General features: G+C 50.0%; 13 protein-coding genes and 1 pseudogene. 10 read left to right on the forward strand and 4 right to left on the reverse strand.

Annotation, left to right across the window (positions count from 1 at the left end; translation table 11 throughout):
- Positions 1-474 precede the first annotated feature (474 nt).
- The gene (locus X474_RS19425; protein ID WP_044351289.1) at positions 475-1,116 is read right to left on the reverse strand and encodes a lactate utilization protein; all 642 of its coding nucleotides are present in this window, start codon (positions 1,114-1,116) and stop codon (positions 475-477) included.
- Positions 1,117-1,213: 97 nt separating this feature from the next.
- Between X474_RS19425 and X474_RS19430 the strand changes: the two genes are divergently transcribed.
- The 10 genes and pseudogenes from X474_RS19430 to X474_RS26580 all read left to right on the forward strand — a co-directional run.
- Positions 1,214-1,492 (forward strand): hypothetical protein, encoded by a 279-nt coding sequence (locus X474_RS19430; RefSeq protein ID WP_044351291.1) that lies wholly within the window; start codon positions 1,214-1,216, stop codon positions 1,490-1,492.
- A gap of 82 nt (positions 1,493-1,574) precedes the next feature.
- Entirely contained in the window at positions 1,575-2,303 is a 729-nt protein-coding gene (locus X474_RS19435) for an alpha/beta hydrolase (protein ID WP_082464513.1), read from the forward strand.
- A 172-nt stretch (positions 2,304-2,475) separates the two neighbouring features.
- Positions 2,476-3,978, forward strand: coding sequence for a threonine synthase (gene thrC / locus X474_RS19440; protein ID WP_044351293.1), 1,503 nt, complete (start codon positions 2,476-2,478; stop codon positions 3,976-3,978).
- Positions 3,978-4,394: a PaaI family thioesterase gene (locus tag X474_RS19445; protein WP_044351295.1), complete on the forward strand. Its 417-nt coding sequence runs from the start codon at positions 3,978-3,980 to the stop codon at positions 4,392-4,394. The genes thrC and X474_RS19445 overlap by 1 nt, the downstream gene beginning before the upstream one ends.
- Before the next feature lie 2 nt (positions 4,395-4,396).
- The gene (locus tag X474_RS19450; protein ID WP_044351296.1) at positions 4,397-4,870 is read left to right on the forward strand and encodes a 23S rRNA (pseudouridine(1915)-N(3))-methyltransferase RlmH; all 474 of its coding nucleotides are present in this window, start codon (positions 4,397-4,399) and stop codon (positions 4,868-4,870) included.
- A 1,139-nt stretch (positions 4,871-6,009) separates the two neighbouring features.
- On the forward strand, positions 6,010-10,038 hold the full coding sequence (locus X474_RS19460; protein ID WP_156360842.1) for a response regulator: 4,029 nt from the start codon (positions 6,010-6,012) through the stop codon (positions 10,036-10,038).
- Between the two features lie 31 nt (positions 10,039-10,069).
- Positions 10,070-11,413: an HDOD domain-containing protein gene (locus X474_RS19465; protein ID WP_044351299.1), complete on the forward strand. Its 1,344-nt coding sequence runs from the start codon at positions 10,070-10,072 to the stop codon at positions 11,411-11,413.
- 149 nt (positions 11,414-11,562) lie between these two features.
- Positions 11,563-12,783: a murein transglycosylase A gene (mltA, locus tag X474_RS19470; protein WP_197282196.1), complete on the forward strand. Its 1,221-nt coding sequence runs from the start codon at positions 11,563-11,565 to the stop codon at positions 12,781-12,783.
- 52 nt (positions 12,784-12,835) lie between these two features.
- Positions 12,836-13,366 (forward strand): O-acetyl-ADP-ribose deacetylase, encoded by a 531-nt coding sequence (locus tag X474_RS19475; RefSeq protein WP_044351300.1) that lies wholly within the window; start codon positions 12,836-12,838, stop codon positions 13,364-13,366.
- 437 nt (positions 13,367-13,803) lie between these two features.
- Positions 13,804-14,285 (forward strand): annotated as a pseudogene (locus X474_RS26580) (helix-turn-helix domain-containing protein); the annotation flags it as partial.
- Here the strand turns inward: X474_RS26580 and X474_RS19485 are convergent.
- The 3 genes from X474_RS19485 to X474_RS19495 are packed head-to-tail and all read right to left on the reverse strand — an operon-like array spanning position 14,280 to position 18,727.
- Complete coding sequence (locus X474_RS19485) at positions 14,280-15,539, reverse strand: MFS transporter (protein ID WP_052515427.1); 1,260 nt, start codon at positions 15,537-15,539, stop codon at positions 14,280-14,282. The pseudogene X474_RS26580 and the gene X474_RS19485 overlap by 6 nt on opposite strands.
- Positions 15,536-16,558, reverse strand: coding sequence for a class I SAM-dependent methyltransferase (locus X474_RS19490; protein WP_044351303.1), 1,023 nt, complete (start codon positions 16,556-16,558; stop codon positions 15,536-15,538). The genes X474_RS19485 and X474_RS19490 overlap by 4 nt, the downstream gene beginning before the upstream one ends.
- A 39-nt stretch (positions 16,559-16,597) precedes the next feature.
- Entirely contained in the window at positions 16,598-18,727 is a 2,130-nt protein-coding gene (locus X474_RS19495) for a TonB-dependent receptor (RefSeq protein ID WP_044351304.1), read from the reverse strand.
- Between the last annotated feature and the right edge of the window lie 459 nt (positions 18,728-19,186).

Below are 19,186 nucleotides of genomic sequence, written 5' to 3' on the forward strand. Positions count from 1 at the left end.
TGGCGACCTGCAAGGGGAAAGACGCGTCCCTGCGTCCAGAGCAGCCGTTTGATCGGGTAAGGATCAATACCCGTTAAACAGCTTGCTGAACTGATAAGCAAGTAACGTGCCAAGCGTTTGGTTGTTTAAAATTGAATATGGTTTTTATTGTTATTGCAAATAGTTACGTTTCACATGCGCCTTTTCTTCCCCTGGGTGGAAAAAACTGCCTTTGACTTTAACAAGGAAGCATTTGCCGGGTTGGTGATTTCATTTTTCCCGTTTTTTTAAAAGGCTTGTTTTTGTATGTAGCATCGGTCGATAAATGATTTGCTGAGCCGACAGGTTTTTAAATAAAAAGTGGGAAGCCGGTTTAGGAAGCGGCTCGTTTTTTTTGGGACAGGTCATCAGCTCGGGCTTTGCATACCCAAGGCACAACCCGGCCCGTTAACAGGTATAAACTGAAAAAAGCCGGTTAACGGGCCGGCTCCTTTTTTAAAGTCCCAGGGTTTCCCCCACCAACACCAGGTGTAGCCTCTGTTCAAATGCCTGTTTGTGAATGACCACTGTTGCGTTGCAGATGCGATCGGGACTGGAACAGTCCTCACATTTACCGGTCTTGGCGCAAGGTGTTTTGCGCCCAAGCCGCCTGGCATTGGCCGGCGCCACAAAATGGCGGATTCGCTCCTGGGCATAGGCCAGGTTGGGTACGATTTTGTTGCAGCCGGAGACCAGTATCACCTTTTGAGGGCCAAATAAAATAGGAGCCACCCTGGTGCAGGAGGCATCCACAAAAACCAGTTCGCCCTGTTCGGTAACTGCATTGACCCCGGCCAGAAAAATATCGGCCGTAAGTCCCGTTTTTAGGCGGGTTAGGGCTTCATCTTGAGAAATCCCCTTCTCAAATCGGTCAATAAGGTTGTAATTTCCTTTTTTGATGGCATCATAAATACCGGTTTCGAACAGGGTCATGGATCCGCCCATGGCAATGAGGCTTTGGTTTGGTATCAGTTGAAGCACCTGCTCAACTGCATTAACACGGTTTTGAACAAAATATCCGTTTATACGGTTGCCCTTAAGGGCCTGGATCACTGCTTTTGCCCTTGTTTCGTGAAACCATTGTCTTTCTGCCTGCATCTGGAGCTCCTTTTGATTGGTTTTTGACTCACTTGCAGCCATAATTGATGAAAGGTATGTTTTAAGGGTTTCGCCCCTAATTATGGAGAGATCTGCTATGACAAAAAAAGACTTGGCCGCAGAATTTTTTACCAAATTGGGGCAAGACTCGGGTGAGTTTGTCACTAAAATGATTGAAGCGGAAATGGATTCCGAGATAATAGATGTCTTCAACAAGTTCGGCGGCCAGTTAACCTTGGGGGATATGGATCCCAAGCGCTTTCATTCCAGCCTTCTGATCATTGGTTATCTGGTCAGGGCGCATGAAGAGGCTGCCTTGAAAAAAGGTTCAACAAGCCAAAACAATGAAGAATTGTCTCACGATCCAATCCATTAGCTGTAAGTTTTCCTTTTTGGGTTCCTCCCTTCAGAGGACGCTTTTGTTTACCAGTATAATCTATTATCGGATATAAAAGCACATGGCTCATAAGATAGAGTCTTTTGAGATCGCCCATGACAGCCTGAGCCTGGCCGCACGTCTCCACCGGCCTTCGAAGAAACCACAAATAGCAGTAGTCGTTTCCCACGGGCTTAAGTCTTCCATGGCCAGCAGGAAACTTACAAATTTGTGCCGGGCTTGTGCTGATTTCGGTTTTTTAACGCTTCAATTTGATCATTCAGGCTGTGGGGATTCGCCTGGCGAGGAAAGGTTGGTCACTCTCACCCAAAGGCGGGATGAAGTGTTGAGCGCAGCCAAGGCCCTCTCAGATCTGGAGCCTGAGCTGCCTTTGGCCTATATGGGATCCTCACTTGGCGGCGCTGCCGTCATTGCTGCTTCGGCCATAAGGCCGCCCGTATGCACCATAGCCTGGTCCGCTCCCACGGATATGAAGGCCCTGATGGAAAAGATTTCAAAACAGGACCCCCCGCCGGATCTACCCCTGATGGTCGAAGATATTCCCAAACATGATTTAAAGGGAATTATCAAGAAATTGCCCGGATTGCTCTTTATCCACGGTCAGCTGGATGAAGTGGTGCCGGTTGACCAGACTGAATCGGGCTATGAGTGCGCTCCCGACCCCAGGGCTTTTTTGATTTTAACCGGAGCGGATCACCAGCTTTCAAAACCGGAGGATCAAAGGCAGGCCACGGCCCACACCCTGGCCTGGCTGGAAAAATTCGCCAATAATAGAAAAACCGGTTCATAAATAATATTTTTTTGGCCTGTTTTTTTTAAATTGGTAGAAAATTCCAGGTCAAAAATGATTGATCGGTTTTTTGTTTTCCCATAGATGGGGTGCACCTGAATACTCGGCAGCCTCGTTTTTGACACTTTTCTCTTAGCAATATATAGTACGCTTCTTCATATGGAGGCTTGTAATGAAATTAGAGGATTTTTCAGCTCAGGATCAAAGTGATCTGCTGCCAGAGCCCCAAAAGGGGCTGGTCTATCGTTGCCTTGGTTGCCAAAAAGAGCATCCCATTGATCAACTTTTGTATACCTGTCCGGAATGTGGACAGGTTTTACTGATAGAAAACAACGAGTTTTCAGAGCTTAAGAAAAAAAGCGGCAAGAGGTGGCAGAGGATTTTCGACCTTCGCAAAACCTTGAATATCCCGGCCTTGAAAGGCATATTCCGGTTCCATGAACTGGTGGCCCCGGTGATTCCCGCTGACTGCGTTATTTACCTGGGCGAGGGGTCCACCCCCATGGTGGAGGCTTCCGGTCTGCTTCAATCCCAGGTCGGCGCCAGGTTCTATTATAAAAACGACGGCCAGAACCCCAGCGCCTCCTTTAAGGACAGGGGCATGGCCGCGGCCATGGCCTATATCAATTACCTGATCAAGTATAAAGGCGCGGGCAAGATCTTAAGTGTCTGCGCCTCAACCGGCGACACCTCGGCCGCAGCCGCTCTTTATGCCTCTTATTTGTCTCCGAATGTCGCTTCCAGTGTTCTTTTGCCCAAGGGCAAGGTCACACCCCAGCAGTTGGCCCAGCCTCTTGGCTCTGGCGCTCAAGTCTTTGAAGTGCCGGGTGTTTTTGACGATTGCATGAAGGTTGTGGAGCACCTGGCGGAGAATTTCCAGGTCGCACTTTTAAACTCCAAGAATCCCTGGCGCATCTTGGGCCAGGAATCCTATGCCTTTGAAGTGGCCCAGGAGCTGGACTACGACCTCAAGGGCACAGTGATAGTGGTCCCCATTGGCAACGCGGGCAATATCTCTGCTATTATGCGTGGCTTCATGAAGATGTATGAGCTCGAGATCATAGACTCGCTGCCCATGATCCTGGGCGTGCAGAGCCATCATGCGGACCCTGTGTTCCAATATTATTCCGAGCCGGACCCCGAAAAGCGCGAGTGGCAGCCGATGACTGTCAAACCTTCAGTTGCCCAGGCCGCCATGATCGGAAATCCGGTCTCAATGCCCAGGGTGGTGGAATTGGCCCGGCGTTACGAAAAAACGGCCGGGGCGGGCAACTTTCATGTGGTTCAGGTGAACGAACAGGCCATAATGGACAGCATGATTCAGGCCAACAGACACGGTCACATTGCCTGCACCCAGGGTGGTGAGTCTCTGGCCGGGCTAAAGGCCGCCATGGCCAAAGGCATAGTCGGCAAGGAACACACCGCGGTGCTTGATGCCACGGCCCATCACCTCAAGTTCATTGGGTTCCAGCAAATGTACTTTGAGGATAACTTCCCGGCAGAGATGGGCGTCACCCCTGAAAAGGAATTACAGAATTATCCCAGGGAAGCAGTTCCTTCGGGTCTGGTCCGTTTACCCGCACCGGGGAATCCCCTGGAAGGCGAGGAGTTCAAGGCTTTTGTCAGCAAAACAGCCGAACTGATAGCCAAAGAGCTTGGCCTTAAGGTGCGCTGATGGATCAGAGCGGCAAAAACGCCCTGCTGGACGATGGATATTGTTTTGCCTGCGGTAAAAATAATCCCGCCGGTCTTGGCATGCAGGTGGAATATACCGAAGACCAGGTGCTGTGCCGGATAGAATTGCCGACGCGTTTCCAGGGCTGGAGCGGAATCGCCCATGGCGGGGTGGTTTCCACCTTGCTGGACGAGGTTATGGCCCATGCGGTTTTGCATTTCAAAGGCCCCGGGGTGACGGCTTCCATGGAGACCCGCTACAGTGCACCGGTCCCCCTCGAGACCCGGCTTCTGGTAAAAGGCTGGATCGACGAAACCAGAGGCAGGATGGTCAAGACCATGGCTACGGTGAGCCTGGCCGGTTCCGACAAATATCTGGCCCAGGCCACTGCCAAGTTTTTAATGCCTAAAGATTGATCATGAAAAACTGTTTGCTTACAGTGGGCAAGCCCAAGGCCGAATATGTGGCCTTGGGCCTGGCTGAATTTCAGAAACGCCTTAAAAAAAGCGGCGGCTGTGAGCTGGTCCAGGTCAAGGCGGTCAGGGCAGGAAAGGGCATCAGCGACCAGGAGGTCATGGCTGGTGAAGCTGCTAATCTTTTGGCCAGACTGGACCCCAGGGACCATGTATGGGCCCTGGATCGCCAGGGCTCTGCCTGGAGCAGCGAAGAATGGGCCCGTCATCTGGACAAGGCCAGGTTGTCGGGTCCCAGGCGCCTGGTTTTGGTTATTGGCGGCGCTCTTGGCCTGGATCGGCAGATTCTTGAGCGGGCCAATAAAAAGGTGAGTCTGGGGGCGGCAACCCTTCCCCATGAGCTGGCCGCACTTGTCACCTTGGAACAACTCTATCGGGCCTACAGCATATTGGCCAATTCACCCTACCATAAGGCCTAAAATCCTGTCTGCAAAAGGCCGCAGTGCGCGCCGTTCACATCTGGGCTGTTCCGGAAATCTTTCCGAGGTTTTTGCAAAGTTACCCTATCGTACCCGCGGTGTACTTAAATAAACCTTCGACAGGCGTGAGAAACTCCTCTTTATCACACCGTTTAAAAACACCGGTTGATGTTTTCGGAAAATAGTTAGATTGTTGGATTTGCTCTGACGGGCCGCTTTTCCCGTCTTTTTATACGGCGTATCGTGGCTTTTCATATTTTAAGTATAGCTCTGTAATCTTTATGGTTATATGGGGGTGGCCAGGTCTGGGCCCACGATGACGCGAACTCATAAAAATGATAAGTACTTTTTACAAATGCAAAAATATTGCTCCAAACGGCAAACTGATTATCCGATAAATTTCCTTTGCCCTTTGAGGTCTCTTTATTCTTGCCTTATTATTTAAAAAAGGGCTGTTTTTTAAGTATCCACTTTGGCAAAACCCGGCTTGCGGCTATATGGTTTCTAAAGCTGCACCCCGAGATGCGGCAAGAATGCCGCTGATTGGGGGGTGGCTGTAAGGCCTGTCGGTTATACTTGGTTTTTATTGAATATGGATCCGGTCGTTTTAAAAGAGGATAAGAGCAATATAAATGAGAATGCTGCCTTTTTTATATCGGTTTGTTCTTTGCAGGCCTTTAAGCGGATTTGAAGAATTGACTTATTGGCGGAATCTGCCTGATTTGCCGAATCAGGTTTTGCAAAGTGTCGGACCGCCTTTTGCCAACACTTTGCTGCCTTGAAATTGCGAGAGCCCGCGAAGCGGCGCATTTTAAATCGCTCTCACCGGCATCCGCCATGGGAAGGTTAGATTGAACAGTCGCCTTGATACATTTGATCGTGGAATACTTTTCTCTCTTGTATTTATCGGTATATCGTCCTGTCCTGCTCATGCGGCCCGAGCGGCTTTGCCTTCCATAGAAAACCAGTTGACCGAATTTACCGGCCTCATCTATTTATTTTCCCTAATTTTCCTTTTCGGTTCAGGTGTTTTTTGGGCCGAGAACCGCAAAAGGGATAAAAGCTTCCTAAACAGCCGTAAAAAAAAGAATGAGAAAAAAAAGATTATTAAGTTCAGACAACTACAAGAGCAGTTTACCTTGCTCGATACCCTGCCCATTCAGATCTGGTGCATGACAGACCCTGAAACCTGCGGGTTTGTCAACCAAACCAGAGCCGCCTTCCTGGGAAAAGCAAAAGAGGAACTGGAAAACCAGCATATTCAGGATTGCCTGATATCCGATTCGTTTGCCGTGTGCATCCAGGGTAATCAAAAGGCCTTTTCCGGTCGGGAGACGGGTTACTCAGAGGAGTGGGTGGTGGATCACAAGGGGCAGGCCAGGCTGCTTGAGGTGTCCAAAACCCCGCATATAGATGCCGACGGCAAGGTGGATTTTGTGGTCTGTGCGGGTCTTGACATTACAGACTCCAGAAGAGTGGAAGACGAACTTCGTCTGGCCAAGGAGCATGCTGAAAAGACAACTCAAAAACTTACCGATTCCATAGCCGAAGTCGAACGCTTCAACAGGGTCATGACCGGCCGTGAAAAAAGGGTGATGAAGTTAAAAAGGCGGGTGAATGAGCTGTTGGGGGAGTTGGGACGCTCCCCTGAGTTTGCAGAAGAAGAGCAGGCAAAGGAAAAACAGAAAGAAAAAACACCCAAATTAGGTCAAAGGGCGGACCAGCCTTTTGAATCCGCTTTCAACCTTGGCGCTGTCACCCAAAAAGGCCTGCAAACCAAGTCGCTGGAATTAGCCTTTGCACCCCTGATTTCGGTTGCCCCCCTGGTCTGGGCGCAGATGAATGGATTGTTTGAAAAGTACGGGGCTTTCATAAAGTTGCATAAGGTGACGGAGCCCAGGGCCATTAAAAACCTCATGAGTTACAACTACCTGGATGGTGGGGTGATTCCGGCCTCAACTGCCCTTGGCCTGGGGCTTGAGAGAAGAAAAACCAAAGTCTCTCTTTCTGTGATGCTCAATTTAAACAGTTTTGCCCTGGTGTTGGCCCGAAGACACAAGGATTTGAAAAACGCAAAGCAAATGAAGGGCTTATCCTTTGCCGTCTCTCACAAATATTCAGTGGCCCATCTCCTGCTTTGCTCCTTTTTAGCTAAAAATAAACTGGATCCTTTAGTTGACGTAAGCATTCTGGAAGTTTCACCCAGGCATATGCCCTTGTACCTTAAAGAGGGCTGGGTGGACGGCATATTCGCCCCGGAACCCTATGCCCAAGCGGCCACCGGAGAATTCGGTTTTATTTTTCTGCTCTCCAGTGAGATCTGGCCGAATCACCCTGCAGACGGCTTGGGCTTCAGAAAAGATTTTATTTCAAAAAGGCCGGGCACCCATGAGGCTGTTGTTAAAGCAGTACTTGAAGCTTTATATCAACTTCGCAAGGCTGCACCGGATGATTTGGAAAAATTGGCCCTGGAGTTGTCACGGCCTGAGTATCTCACTGACATTAATTCAGGATTGCTCACAAACCTTTTAAAAGGCGTTTTCGATAACGGGTTGGGTGAGAGGCTCGATGCTAACGGCCATGTGAAATTTTCTCCGGTGCTTTCAGATCAGCAGGCCAGATGGATCTTGGCCCAGGCCAAACACTTGGGGCAAGCAGGCTCGGAGGCTGATCACCAAAAAGTAATCAAGGATGTTCTAAATGCCAGGTTGAATAATCTGGCCGCCTCGATCGGCTTTTCCCCGGCAGGTGGGTCGGCGCAGTTGCCCGAGGAACCCTTTATTGAAACTACGGATCAATTGGAAAGCCAGGAAAGCCTCGAGGCCGGGGCCTTGTTGAAAAGCAAATGGGTCGATGCCCGATCCCTGGAAGAACGGCTTTCCGAGTTGGCCGGTAAACTGGCCTTTTTGGGCAGTGGGTTTGGGCTGCCGGAGATCAGGGCCTGCCCTGGTGATGTAATGGGGGACTTGGAGATGGTGGCTGAAGATTTGGTTCAGCTTTTCAAGTCTGCCGACCTAAGTGTCTGGAAGCGCAATCAGGGCCTGGAGCGTATGGTGGCCGAAAAGGTTGCCAATTTGGAAGAAAACCGTTTGATTGCCTTGAACATAGCCGAGGATGCGGCCTTGGCCCATCAGCAGGCCGAGGAAAGTAACCTGCAACTGGAAGAGGCCATAGCCAGGGCAAATCAGATGGCGCTTGAGGCGGAACTCGCCAATGCGGCCAAAAGCGAGTTTTTGGCCAACATGAGTCATGAAATTCGCACCCCCATGAATGGGGTCGTGAGCATGGCCAGCCTGCTGTTGACCACTGAACTCACTGAAGAACAAAGGGATTATGCCAATACCATAACCCGAAGTGCGGACGCCCTTTTGGTTATCATCAACGATATCCTGGACTTTTCCAAAATTGAGGCAGGCAAGATCGAGATGGAGGAGATTGATTTCGACCTGCGCACCGCCTTGGACGATATAAACGACTCCGTAGGGATACGGGTCCAGGAAAAGGGATTGGAATATGCCGGCTACATTGACCCCTCCATACCTTCACTTCTAAAAGGAGATCCCGGCAGGCTAAGGCAGGTCTTGGTCAATCTGTTGGGCAACGCCATTAAGTTCACCCAAAAAGGCGAGATCGTTCTTGAGGTCAATGTCAAGGAAGAAGATTCCGAATCGGCAACCCTTTTTTTTGAGGTGAGGGACACTGGAATAGGCATTGAGGAATCGCACCAGGAATTGCTTTTTGAGGCCTTTACCCAGGCGGACGCTTCCACCACCAGGCAATACGGAGGTACGGGCCTTGGCCTGGCCATATCCAAAAAACTGGTGGAGATGATGCATGGCAGCATTGGGGTTAAGAGCAAACCGGGAGAAGGCTCAAATTTTTGGTTCACGGCCAGGTTAAAAAAGCAGGCCGAAAAAACAGATTCCTGGGCCGGTCCGGACGACAGAGACCTCTTAGGTGTCAAGGTGCTGGTGGTTGATGATAATAAAGTCAACCGCATGGTGCTTAATTCCTATCTCTCGGCCTGGGGTATGGAATGCAGTGAGGCGAATCAGGGCCGAACTGCCCTGAAAATGCTGCGCGAGGCACATAACCAGGGAGCCCCTTTCACCCTGGCTCTTTTGGATATGAATATGCCCGGTATGGATGGGGAGGAATTGGGCAGGCAGATCAAGTCCGACCCCTTACTGAAGGACATCCGTTTGGCTATGGTCACCTCTCTGGCCCGCAGAGGGGATGCCGCCTTGTTGAAGGAAATCGGTTTTGAAGCCTACCTGACCAAGCCCGTGAAAAGATCTCAGCTTCATGAATGTTTGGCCACCCTGATGGGGCGCGCCCCGAGAGAGGGGGCGCAGCCTGGTGAGATAGACCTTGTCACCAGGCACACCCTTGCGGAAAACAAAAAAAGGGGCTTGCGTATCTTGGTGGTGGAGGACAACAAGACCAATCAAAAGGTCGCTTTGGCCTTGTTAAATCGACTGGGGTATGGGGCGGATATCTGCGCAAACGGTCAAGAGGCCCTGGATGCGCTGGCCGAAAAGGAATACGATTTGGTCTTTATGGACGTGCAGATGCCCGTAATGGATGGTTTTACCGCCACCAGAGCGATTCGCGACCCCCAAAGCAAGGTGCTGGATCACACGGTGCCGGTTGTAGCCATGACGGCCCACGCCATGAAAGGTGATCGGAAAAGGTGCCTGGAAGCGGGTATGAACGGTTATGTTCCCAAACCGGTCCGACCCGAAGATATAATGAAAGCTATTACCGACATATTAAATAAGAATTATTCTGATATAAACCAACCACCTGTTTCCCAAGAGCCGGAAGTGGACTTGGGGGGAGATGAAAAAATGGTAAACGCCGAACATTTGCAAGAAAAATTCGGTGATAGCCTTGGCATGCTGATTGAGATTTTTCAGGAGGAGTCGGAGATTCACCTCAAGGAGATTGAAAAGGCTGTGCAAAAACAGGATGCGGCTCTGTTGGCTGAGAGCGCACACGCCTTAAAGGGGATTGTGGGTAACTTCGAGATGGATGAGACTTTTCAGGCGGCTTTGAATCTGGAGCAGATGGGGCGAAAGGAACAGCTGGAAGGCTCGGTGGAACTGTTTGATGGGTTAAAGGACTTGGTTGCGGATCTTCAAAAGGATCTTGCAGAGCTGACCTGAAATAAAACAATTTAAGGTCGGGTTTTGTCAAATGGAGCAAGTCATAAATTACGAGGTGGTTGAACCCGGTGGCTACAAGGTAATCAAAGATGAAAAAGCCACCTTGGAAGCCTTTTTAGGGGCCAGTGTCGGCGTTTGCCTGGCAGACCGCCTCAATAAAGTCGGCGGTATGATCAATTTGCTTTTGCCAAAGCCCTTGGAATCCGCCGACAGGAGCCAGCCCGCCAAATATGCCGAGACGGGGTTGCCGCTTCTTTATAAGGCAATCTGTGAGTTGGGCGCAAAACCGGAAAATTTGACCGCCTGGGTTGCCGGGGGGGGATCGTTGACCCCGGATAATTTAGCGCATTTGGATCTGGGAAACAGGGTGCGCCTGGAGGTGGAGCGTTTTCTCAGGGCTCATTCCATAAAGGCCGATTTTGAAACACAAGAGCATTATTCATGCAAAATGGAGTTAAGGGGGCACGACTTTAGCTGCAATATCAGATCGTTGGATATAAAGAGCCGTCGTGTCCCTTTGAAGGAAGTTTTTCTTACACCTGATAAGATGGAACTTACCTTTGCCAATATAAGGCCCATAAAAGACATTATTTTTGACTTGGTTATCATGATAAACCATGGTGACTACCATTTCAGCAAATTGGCTGAAATGCTTTCTGAAGATCAGGTTTTGGCCGCCAAGGTGCTCAGGCAGTGTAATTCCAGCTTTTTCGGCCTGAGGTTTAAAGTGGATTCCCTTGATCGAGCCTTGGCTGTTTTAGGTGAGCAAAATATCGTTCGGCTTTTATTGGCAGCCGGAGTGGAGGATTCCTTTTCCCGCGTCCGTGATGGGTATTCCCTGGCAAAAGGCGGTCTCTTCAGGCATTCGCTCGGAACAGGCATTTTAGCCGCCGCTTTGGCCGAAAAAACAGCCCTGGTCCCTCGAGATGTGGCCTACACCGCGGGTTTGATGCACGATCTGGGGAAAGTGGCTCTGGATCAGCATGCCGAAAAGACAAGGAACTTTCTTCTAAGGGCCACCCATGATCTGGGACACACCCTTATGGAGGTGGAGCAAAAGATATTTGGTCAGGATCATGCGACGGTGGGGTATTGGCTGGCTGTCAGGTGGGGGCTTCCGGAGAATATTTGTGAAGTGATAGAGAAACATCACGCACCCCATGAGGCAAACTTGCAGCCGGAACTGGTTCAACTGGTGAATCTGGCTGATCTTCTTATGAGTCGATACGCTCCCGGCCTGGAAATAGAGAGGATGGCTCATGATGATATTTACGCCAAGTTGTCCTCTTTGGGAATCAAACCGGATGCAATAGAAGGATTAATGGCTTCTCTGCCTGCGGGGTTTTTTAATAATAAACCAGAGGAGTTTGTTTAAAATCAAGGTATTGTTATAAGAACGTTTTTTGTCTGTCAGCCACTCGGCGCCAAATACCGTTTTTATACCGGTTTGCAGAAGCGGAGAAAGTTGCTTTGCGATCTATACAATTTTTACCCCTGAAACTCATGCCGTGTTAAAAAATGCAAATGAAAAACAATACTGAATACAAAACACTAAAGGAAATGGGCCTTTTAATCTGCGCCCTGATATTGTGTCTCGGTCTTTTTGGCTGTACGCCCAGCCAAACCACTTCGACCACAGGTGAAAGGGCTGTGCTGGAGCTGGTTCCGCCCACCGATTGGCCGGTTTTTTATGATGACATGGATTCAGAGAGCCTGGAAAAGGCCTGTATGGAATCCCTGGCCTATCTGGAAAGGGTGCCGCCGGATAGAACCTTTACCTTTGGTGAACACAAAAGAACCGCAAGTGAGATGATCACGGCGCTCAACCAGCTGAGGGATATATTGGTAAGGGAGCCGGATCCCAGGGCCAGGACCGAGGCTTTGAAAAGAAAATTTTTATTGTTCAAGTCCATTGGCTCCGATGGTGAGGGCAGGGTGCTTTTCACTGGTTACTATGAACCGGTGCTGGCAGCCAGAATGAAACCCGAGAAGCCTTTTGTGTATCCGCTTTACGCCATTCCAACAGATTTGGTAAAGATTGACCTTAGAGACTTTGGGATCAAGGCGGACAAGCGTCATCTGGTGGCCCGGGTCTATGGTGATAAAGTCATTCCCTACTATGATCGGGAGGAGATTGACTTTAACGGGGTTCTAAAGGAAAAGGCAGAGCCTTTGGCCTATCTGGCTGATCCGGTGGAGGCCTTTTTTCTGCATATACAGGGATCCGGCCAGGTGGTCTTTAAGGACGGCTCCCATCTGAGGCTTGGTTATGCCGGTGTGAACGGCCATCCCTATCGGTCGATTGGAAAATTATTGATTCAAAAAGACCTTATGAGTCTGGATAACATGTCCATGCAGGCCATAAAAGCCTTTTTAGAGGAAAAACCTGAATTAAGAAGAGAGGTTCTGTCTCACAACCCGTCTTATGTGTTTTTCCGCCCCTTGCCCCCCAGAGATGGCCCCCTGGGGTGTTTTGGCAAGCCCCTCACCGCAGGCAGGTCCATAGCAACGGATCGGCGCATATTCCCCGGCTTGGCTCCCGCCTATATTGTCGGAGAGATTCCGGCGCCGGGAGGAAAAACAGCCCCAATGGGCAGAATGGTGCTTAATCAGGATACCGGCGGGGCCATCAGGGGCCCGGGCAGGGTGGATCTTTATTTTGGCAGCGGAGACCAGGCAGGCAGCCTGGCCGGGAGAATGAAATACCCGGGTAACCTTTTTTTCCTGGCGCCAAAACGAGACTGAAAAATTAGCGTTTTAGTAAGACCTCACGGTGTTTTTCAGCTAAGGAGACGGCATGCTGCAAGCAAATTGGGGTGACACCCTTTTTACCCTGCAAAAAGGAGATATCACCCAGGTGGAGACCCAGGCTGTGGTGAATGCGGCCAACAGCCGCCTGGCAGGCGGCGGAGGTGTGGATGGCGCAATACACCGGGCCGCAGGACCTGAACTCATGGCCGAATGCCGTGAAATAGGGGGCTGCCCCACAGGCCAGGCTGTGATAACCGGGGCAGGATGCATGAAGGCCCTGAAGGTGATCCACACCGTGGGCCCGATCTACAGAGGTTCTCCCAAGGATGCGGAATTGCTGGCCGACTGCTATGTAAATTCCCTGGAAAGGGCCCGGGAAAACGGGCTTGCCACAGTAGCCTTTCCCAGCATATCAACCGGGGCCTATGGCTATCCCCTTGATCAGGCGGCCCTGGTGGCATTGAGTGCTGTCAGGGATTACTTAATGGCTCATGCAGGTGTTTTCAAGGAGATCAAAATGGTGCTTTTTGACCAGACTGCTCTTGATGCCTATCAAAGGGCCTTGGATGAACTATAGCTCTTCCTGTTCAAGTTTGGCGACGTTTGAAGGAAATATATAGATGGCCTTTTCGACCGGTGTTTAATCTGTCGGCCGATTAGGCCATCTCATTCATACGCTAATCTCCACCTGCCCCAACTAATTAACATTACTGACTAATGCGGGAGGTCAGTTCAGGGCTGATATTCCCCCCGGGCTCAGCCTGAATCTTTTAAGTAAGATTGAATTTTGTCAATTTCATCTCCACTATTCGGCAAATAAATGGTGGTGCATCAAGACTTAATTTGCCCATATTCAGGCTAAAAAAAATAGGAACACGACCAGACACACCACCTTCAAGCTTAACCTTATACCTCCCGGATTTTCAGACGCCTTAAATTGATCTCTCCCAGGCCGTGTTCATAGGCCATTTTGGTGGAAGTGATTTCCTCGCCCTCAAGTCCCAGCAGATTCGCAAGGTTGCCCCATCTCTCGTAAGCGCCTTGCAAAGCCTAATTGATTTACTTGAAGAACCGGATGATATTCCCATCTTTGCGCCTCTTGTCCAAAAGGAAATTATCTAGCGCCTTCTGGTGGGAGAACAGGGGCAAAGGCTCCGGTAAATCGCAAGGGCCATTGGTTGGCTGAGGGAAAATTACACCAACCGGATCAAAATGAAGATCCGGCGACTCATGCACGTATGAGCACCTCAACCTTTCACCACCACTTCAGAGCCTTGACCGCCATGACTCCCTTGCAATTTCAAAAGAGAATTCGGTTGCATGAGGCAAGGCGGCTGATCTTGACAGATCACCTGGATGCCTCCACTGCCGCCTTTCAGGTGGGTTATGAAAGCCCCTCCCAGTTTAACCGTGAATATAGCCGCCTGTTCGGAGCGCCGCTTTTGGTTGCTATTCGAGTATATCCCAAAGGAAAAGGCAATGTTTGTTGTTCATGAAAGTGATCTGAGCCGAGCCTTAAGCGTCCAATCCGCGGCAAAAAGGGAAAAAAGGAGAACAAACGACAGGGTGGCGTAGAGACCCGCATAGCCGAACATATTGCCTATCCAGCCTTCCAGCGGAGCCTGGGTCAGCATTACCACATGGTTAAAACCACATAGAAAGCCATGGTTTGTTGCTGCTTGCGGACCGGCGCTGAGCCTTATCATCAGCGTGTGCATGCAGGTCATTATTATCCCCTGCATGAGATGTTGCCCCATTAAAAGAACCGCGGCCAAACTTTGATCAATACTATGGCCTTTGGCCACCAATGCTATCTGCCAGCATAAAATTATGGCTGCCGCAGAAGCCGCCCTCACCAGGTTGCGCACCCCCAGGTAACGCATCAGCGGTCCTCCGATGAAGGAACCCGCCAGTCCGGCCGGATGGGCCCACCAGAACATGATGGAACCGATTTGAGCCGGGCTTAACCCCAGATCATTCATCATGGGCGGGAAAAGCTGCGAACCTCCCATTGAAACGATGGCCATCCAAAACATGAAAAACAAAAACCATTTTGTTTCCGGCCGGGTGGCGAAATTAAAGAGGCTCGGTTTGTGTCTCAAGGTTTGGGTTTTTTGCCGGGCCTTGGCCAACAGGTCTCTTTCGGTGTGGAATAAAACCGGAAGGCTTAATGCCAGCGCCAATATGCCCAGCAATAAAAAGGAATTTTGCCAGCCCAGGAGATCATAGGCCATGAAAAGGACACCACCGCCGAGCATGGTGCCCAGGAGGGCGAAAAAGGTCTGAATCATGCCGCCCAAATGCATGTCTTCTGGTTCAAGCATATCAGCGGCATAGCCGGCCACCGCAATGTCACAGGTGGCAACGACCAGGTTCAAGGTAAATATGAGCACAAGCGCGGGCAGCATGCCGCCGGCTGTATTTGGGCAAATGGCCAAAAGAAAAAGCAGGACCGATGCCAACCCTTGCAAGGGTAAAATCCAGGAGCGCCTCTTGCCCATGGAGGAGAAATAGTAGCGGTCCAGCACGCTGGCGTAAATGAATTTTCCCGCCCACGGCAGGTATAAAAGGGCCAACATGCCTATTGATTGGAGATCATATCCATTCCGGCGCATTATTATGGGCAGCGCCACCCAGGTGAATCCCAAGGGGAGGCTCTGACTGGTGTACATGACAGCCAGAAGAACGGATTTTTTAATCAGTAACGGCCTGTTGACCCTTAGTTTTTTCCCCCGATCAAGCCACCTCATTTTCGGGCGATATCCAGTTCCATGGGACCGCCCGGAGTTTTTATGGTCATGGACCGTACAGACCTGAAGCCCGCCAGGAAAGCCGCATCGGCAATTTCGCCTTGATCCAGGCAATTGGAGCGTTCCGCCAGCCGCCAGGGCAACATGGTTAAGACAATCTCCCTTGGGGCGCATCCTTCTTCGGTCAAACCGGCGTTCAAGGCCGCCAGGATTCCTTTTGGCTTTAAGGATGCATGGATTTTTTTCAACAGGTCGGTCAGGAATTCATAATGAAAATGCAAGGTGGAACATGCCAGCACCAGATCATAGCCTTCTCCCAGATCATCTGTCACATAGTCACCACCCCTTAGCGACACTCTGTCCTGCAAGCCGTATTCGGCTATGAATCCCTTGGCGCCCTCAAGCACCTCGGGCCGATCCATTATCACGGCCTGCAAGTTTGGGTGATTCAGGAGAAGCTCCAGGGCCATGACCCCATGGGCTCCTCCCAGGTCAAGCACTTTGTTTAATTGAGGAAATCTCTTTTGACGCTTAATGACAGCGGCCAAATCCTGGGCCACTGAGCTACGCGAATAGTTGCCCATACCCTTGACCATATCTCGCCATATCTCAGGCTGATCCATGCTCTGGCCGGAAAATCGAAGAGCCGAGTTCCCGGTTTTGACAAGGTCTTCCAGATGGTCCAGATATTTTGTTTGCTCGTCATAACTTTGCCGCAGCATCTTGCCGATGGCATAAGGGCTGTCATCTGTGAGATACAAATCAGATAGTCGGCTGTTTTGATAATGCGGGCCCTGTCTTTTCAGCAGGTCGACGGCCACCAGGGCGTCCAGAAAGAGCCTGGTGTTTGACTGGTGGCTTTCCAAGGCTTGGCTCACCTCTTGAACGGTCATTGGTTTATGCAAAAGATTGAACAAATCCAAATCAATGGCAACGATGAGCAGTTTGCCTGCGGTCAAATCAGTGAAGATGGAGAAGAGCGGTTCGCAATCTTGGTCGGGCCTTGGCATGCCGGTCATAATTCTTGGTTCTCCAGGTTTAATTGGGAAATATTTTTTTCACCAGTTGTAGGAAAGTCTGACTCCCACAAAGCGCGGGGCTCCGTCTTGGGCGATGGTGTCTCCCGCCCAATCGCATAAGGCCGTATAGTACTCTTCATCAAAGAGGTTCTTGGCCCATAAGGTCACTTCCCAGTTCCGGGCGCGGTAACCCAATTGCAGGTTGACTGTAAGGTAGGGATCCGCCTCCAGGAAATTTTTCGGGTCATGGTAGATGCGGCCCACACCCAACAGGTCCAACCTGGAAAACAGACCGGATGCGCACTGGTATTGCGCGCTCAGGTTGTATGTATAGTTGGGGGCGTTGGGTGTGTAGTTATCTGCGTAATCAAAGATGGAGCCGTCGCTGTCCATTGCACTCCAATCTTCGAATTTAGCCTCTGAAATTCCCATGCCGGCTTGCAGGTTCAGCCCTTTCAGCGGGATCCAGGCCACGCTTAACTCGGCGCCTCTGGAGTAGGCCTCCGCTGCATTGCGCACGTGATTGACCATGAACTGATTGCTGCGTTCAACCACCTGTTTGTCGGTAATCTGGATGTAATAGAGGCTCAAATCAGCGAATAAGGTTCCGTCAAGCCATTGTCCCTTAAGGCCTACCTCGTAGTTCAGTGTGTATTCGGGATCATAGGTGAAGGTTTGGGTGTTAATGGCAAAGGCATGAGAGTATCCACCTGAGAGATAGCCTCTTGATATGGAGGCATAGGTGGTCAGGCTTGGCTGGATATCATAGGCTACGGCTAATTTCGGTAAAAATTCGCAATAGTCAAGATCCTTGGAATAAGTAGAGTTGCTTCCTTGATCTAAAAATAACCCGTCCCCCTGTTTTTGAGTGAAGTCAAGGCGAACCCCGGCAGTGAGATGCAGCTTATTCCACAGGGTGTAGGTGGCCTGTCCAAAGGCGGCCTGACTGTCGCTTTTGGAATTCAGTCTGCGGTATTGGGCGAAAAACGGGTAATCTGAAATCACGTCATTTTTCCCATGAGAAAAATACAGTCCGAAAAGCCAGTTAAGAGGCGAGGAACCTTGTGGCGAGGCCAGTCTCACCTCTTGGCTCCACAGTTCGTTGTCATAAAAAACGTCGGCATCGCCCCAGTTAAGAAAAGCGGTGTCCATATCCTGGGTGTGATCAATTTTTGTTTTGCGGTGTCCGGTGATTGAGGTTAACTCAAAAGAATGGCCGGAGTAATTTATTTTCAGGGCCTGGCCGTTTCCCCTCCGCTCAAGCAGGTTTCTGCTGTTCCAGTTAATGGCGCATCGGTCGGCCTTTCTGTATCCAGTCATGAAACGGTAGGTGCCGTTTTTGTCGTCCCAGTCCTGGAAATCGCTGATTAAACTTATGTCCCACTCTTTTTTCGGGGTCCAACGCAGGGTGAACCTGCCGTCCATACGGTCGATTTTTGCCGCGTCATCACGGCCGGTGAGATCATTGGTCATGAAACCGTCGCTAAGGGTGATTTGCCCGGAAAAACCCGTGAAAAGTTTGTCTTGAACCAGGGGGCCCATCAAGTTGGCGCCCATGCGGTAATAGGGTTCACGGTCGTGAGGCGTATCATAGACACCAAGATCGCCGTACACACCGGCTGTGAATTCGCCGTCAGGCTGGCGGGTTATTATGTTGATGACCCCTGATTCGGTATTCTGGCCATACAAGGTTCCCTGCGGTCCCCTTAACACCTCCACCCGCTGCACACCGTAAAGATCCGGGTTGTGCATGAGATGAAGCGGCATGGCCACGCCATCCACGTATAAACCGGTGGGTGAGTAAATTGAGGCCAGGAAACTGTAATTACCGCGTATCACAATGACATTTTCAGCTTGACTTTCATACATGTAGACATTGGGGGTGAAGCGGGCCACATCCGCCATGTTCGTTATATTGGCATCTTCCAAGTCTTTTTCGGAAAAGGCGGTTATGCTCACCGGCACGTCCTGAATGTTCTCCTCGCGTTTCTGTGCGGTTACCACCATCTTTCCAAGCTGGTGTGAAGCAATCCCTTCGTCTGCCGATTCCTTTGCCCAGGTGGTCCCGGAGATTGGCAATTGAATAATAACCAAAAGTAAAAAGAATGCTAAAACCAGTTTTTTGATTGTTTTTTCTAGATGTTTATTCTTTTCATACACAATAATCATTTCTGCATACCCCCTTAAATTAACGCAAGCTTGTTACCCAGTGGCAAAGGTAATAAGAAGAAGCATCAACACATATAATGACAGTATTTTCTGATATGATTTGATATGGCCTCGGTCTTGATCAGTGAACAGATCGACAAAACATTAAAACCATAAAAATCCCCAGGGCTGAATTGTGAAATATTATTAATTTTTATTTATGAAAACAACTAGTTGAATCGAAAAAAATAAAGTTTGGCGGCCGTGTTGGTCGGCTTTCCGCATCCCCAAAACTGGTGCAACTTTCGAGTTGTTTTGTGTCCTGTTTTTGTGGTTATTTTGGGACGGCTTTCCACCTAATTGAGGTGTTTAGTACTGATGATTAATTCTTACTTTACAGAATATACATCAACCAAATCACCCGTTATAAGAAACACCGCTATCACTAATTTGGGGTTGTTATAACAATCTAAAACAGGA

The sequence above is a fragment of the Dethiosulfatarculus sandiegensis genome (assembly GCF_000931935.2).
Lineage (GTDB): Bacteria > Desulfobacterota > Desulfarculia > Desulfarculales > Desulfarculaceae > Dethiosulfatarculus > Dethiosulfatarculus sandiegensis.

What these genes read in the sequence shown, in the direction of transcription:
- X474_RS19425 (WP_044351289.1), bottom strand. Translation starts at nt 1,116, where the DNA reads ATGCAGGCAGAAAGACAATGGTTTCACGAAACAAGGGCAAAAGCAGTG.
- X474_RS19430 (WP_044351291.1), top strand. Translation starts at nt 1,214, where the DNA reads ATGACAAAAAAAGACTTGGCCGCAGAATTTTTTACCAAATTGGGGCAA.
- X474_RS19435 (WP_082464513.1), top strand. Translation starts at nt 1,575, where the DNA reads ATGGCTCATAAGATAGAGTCTTTTGAGATCGCCCATGACAGCCTGAGC.
- thrC (WP_044351293.1), top strand. Translation starts at nt 2,476, where the DNA reads ATGAAATTAGAGGATTTTTCAGCTCAGGATCAAAGTGATCTGCTGCCA.
- X474_RS19445 (WP_044351295.1), top strand. Translation starts at nt 3,978, where the DNA reads ATGGATCAGAGCGGCAAAAACGCCCTGCTGGACGATGGATATTGTTTT.
- X474_RS19450 (WP_044351296.1), top strand. Translation starts at nt 4,397, where the DNA reads ATGAAAAACTGTTTGCTTACAGTGGGCAAGCCCAAGGCCGAATATGTG.
- X474_RS19465 (WP_044351299.1), top strand. Translation starts at nt 10,070, where the DNA reads ATGGAGCAAGTCATAAATTACGAGGTGGTTGAACCCGGTGGCTACAAG.
- mltA (WP_197282196.1), top strand. Translation starts at nt 11,563, where the DNA reads ATGAAAAACAATACTGAATACAAAACACTAAAGGAAATGGGCCTTTTA.
- X474_RS19475 (WP_044351300.1), top strand. Translation starts at nt 12,836, where the DNA reads ATGCTGCAAGCAAATTGGGGTGACACCCTTTTTACCCTGCAAAAAGGA.
- X474_RS19485 (WP_052515427.1), bottom strand. Translation starts at nt 15,539, where the DNA reads ATGAGGTGGCTTGATCGGGGGAAAAAACTAAGGGTCAACAGGCCGTTA.
- X474_RS19490 (WP_044351303.1), bottom strand. Translation starts at nt 16,558, where the DNA reads ATGACCGGCATGCCAAGGCCCGACCAAGATTGCGAACCGCTCTTCTCC.
- X474_RS19495 (WP_044351304.1), bottom strand. Translation starts at nt 18,727, where the DNA reads ATGATTATTGTGTATGAAAAGAATAAACATCTAGAAAAAACAATCAAA.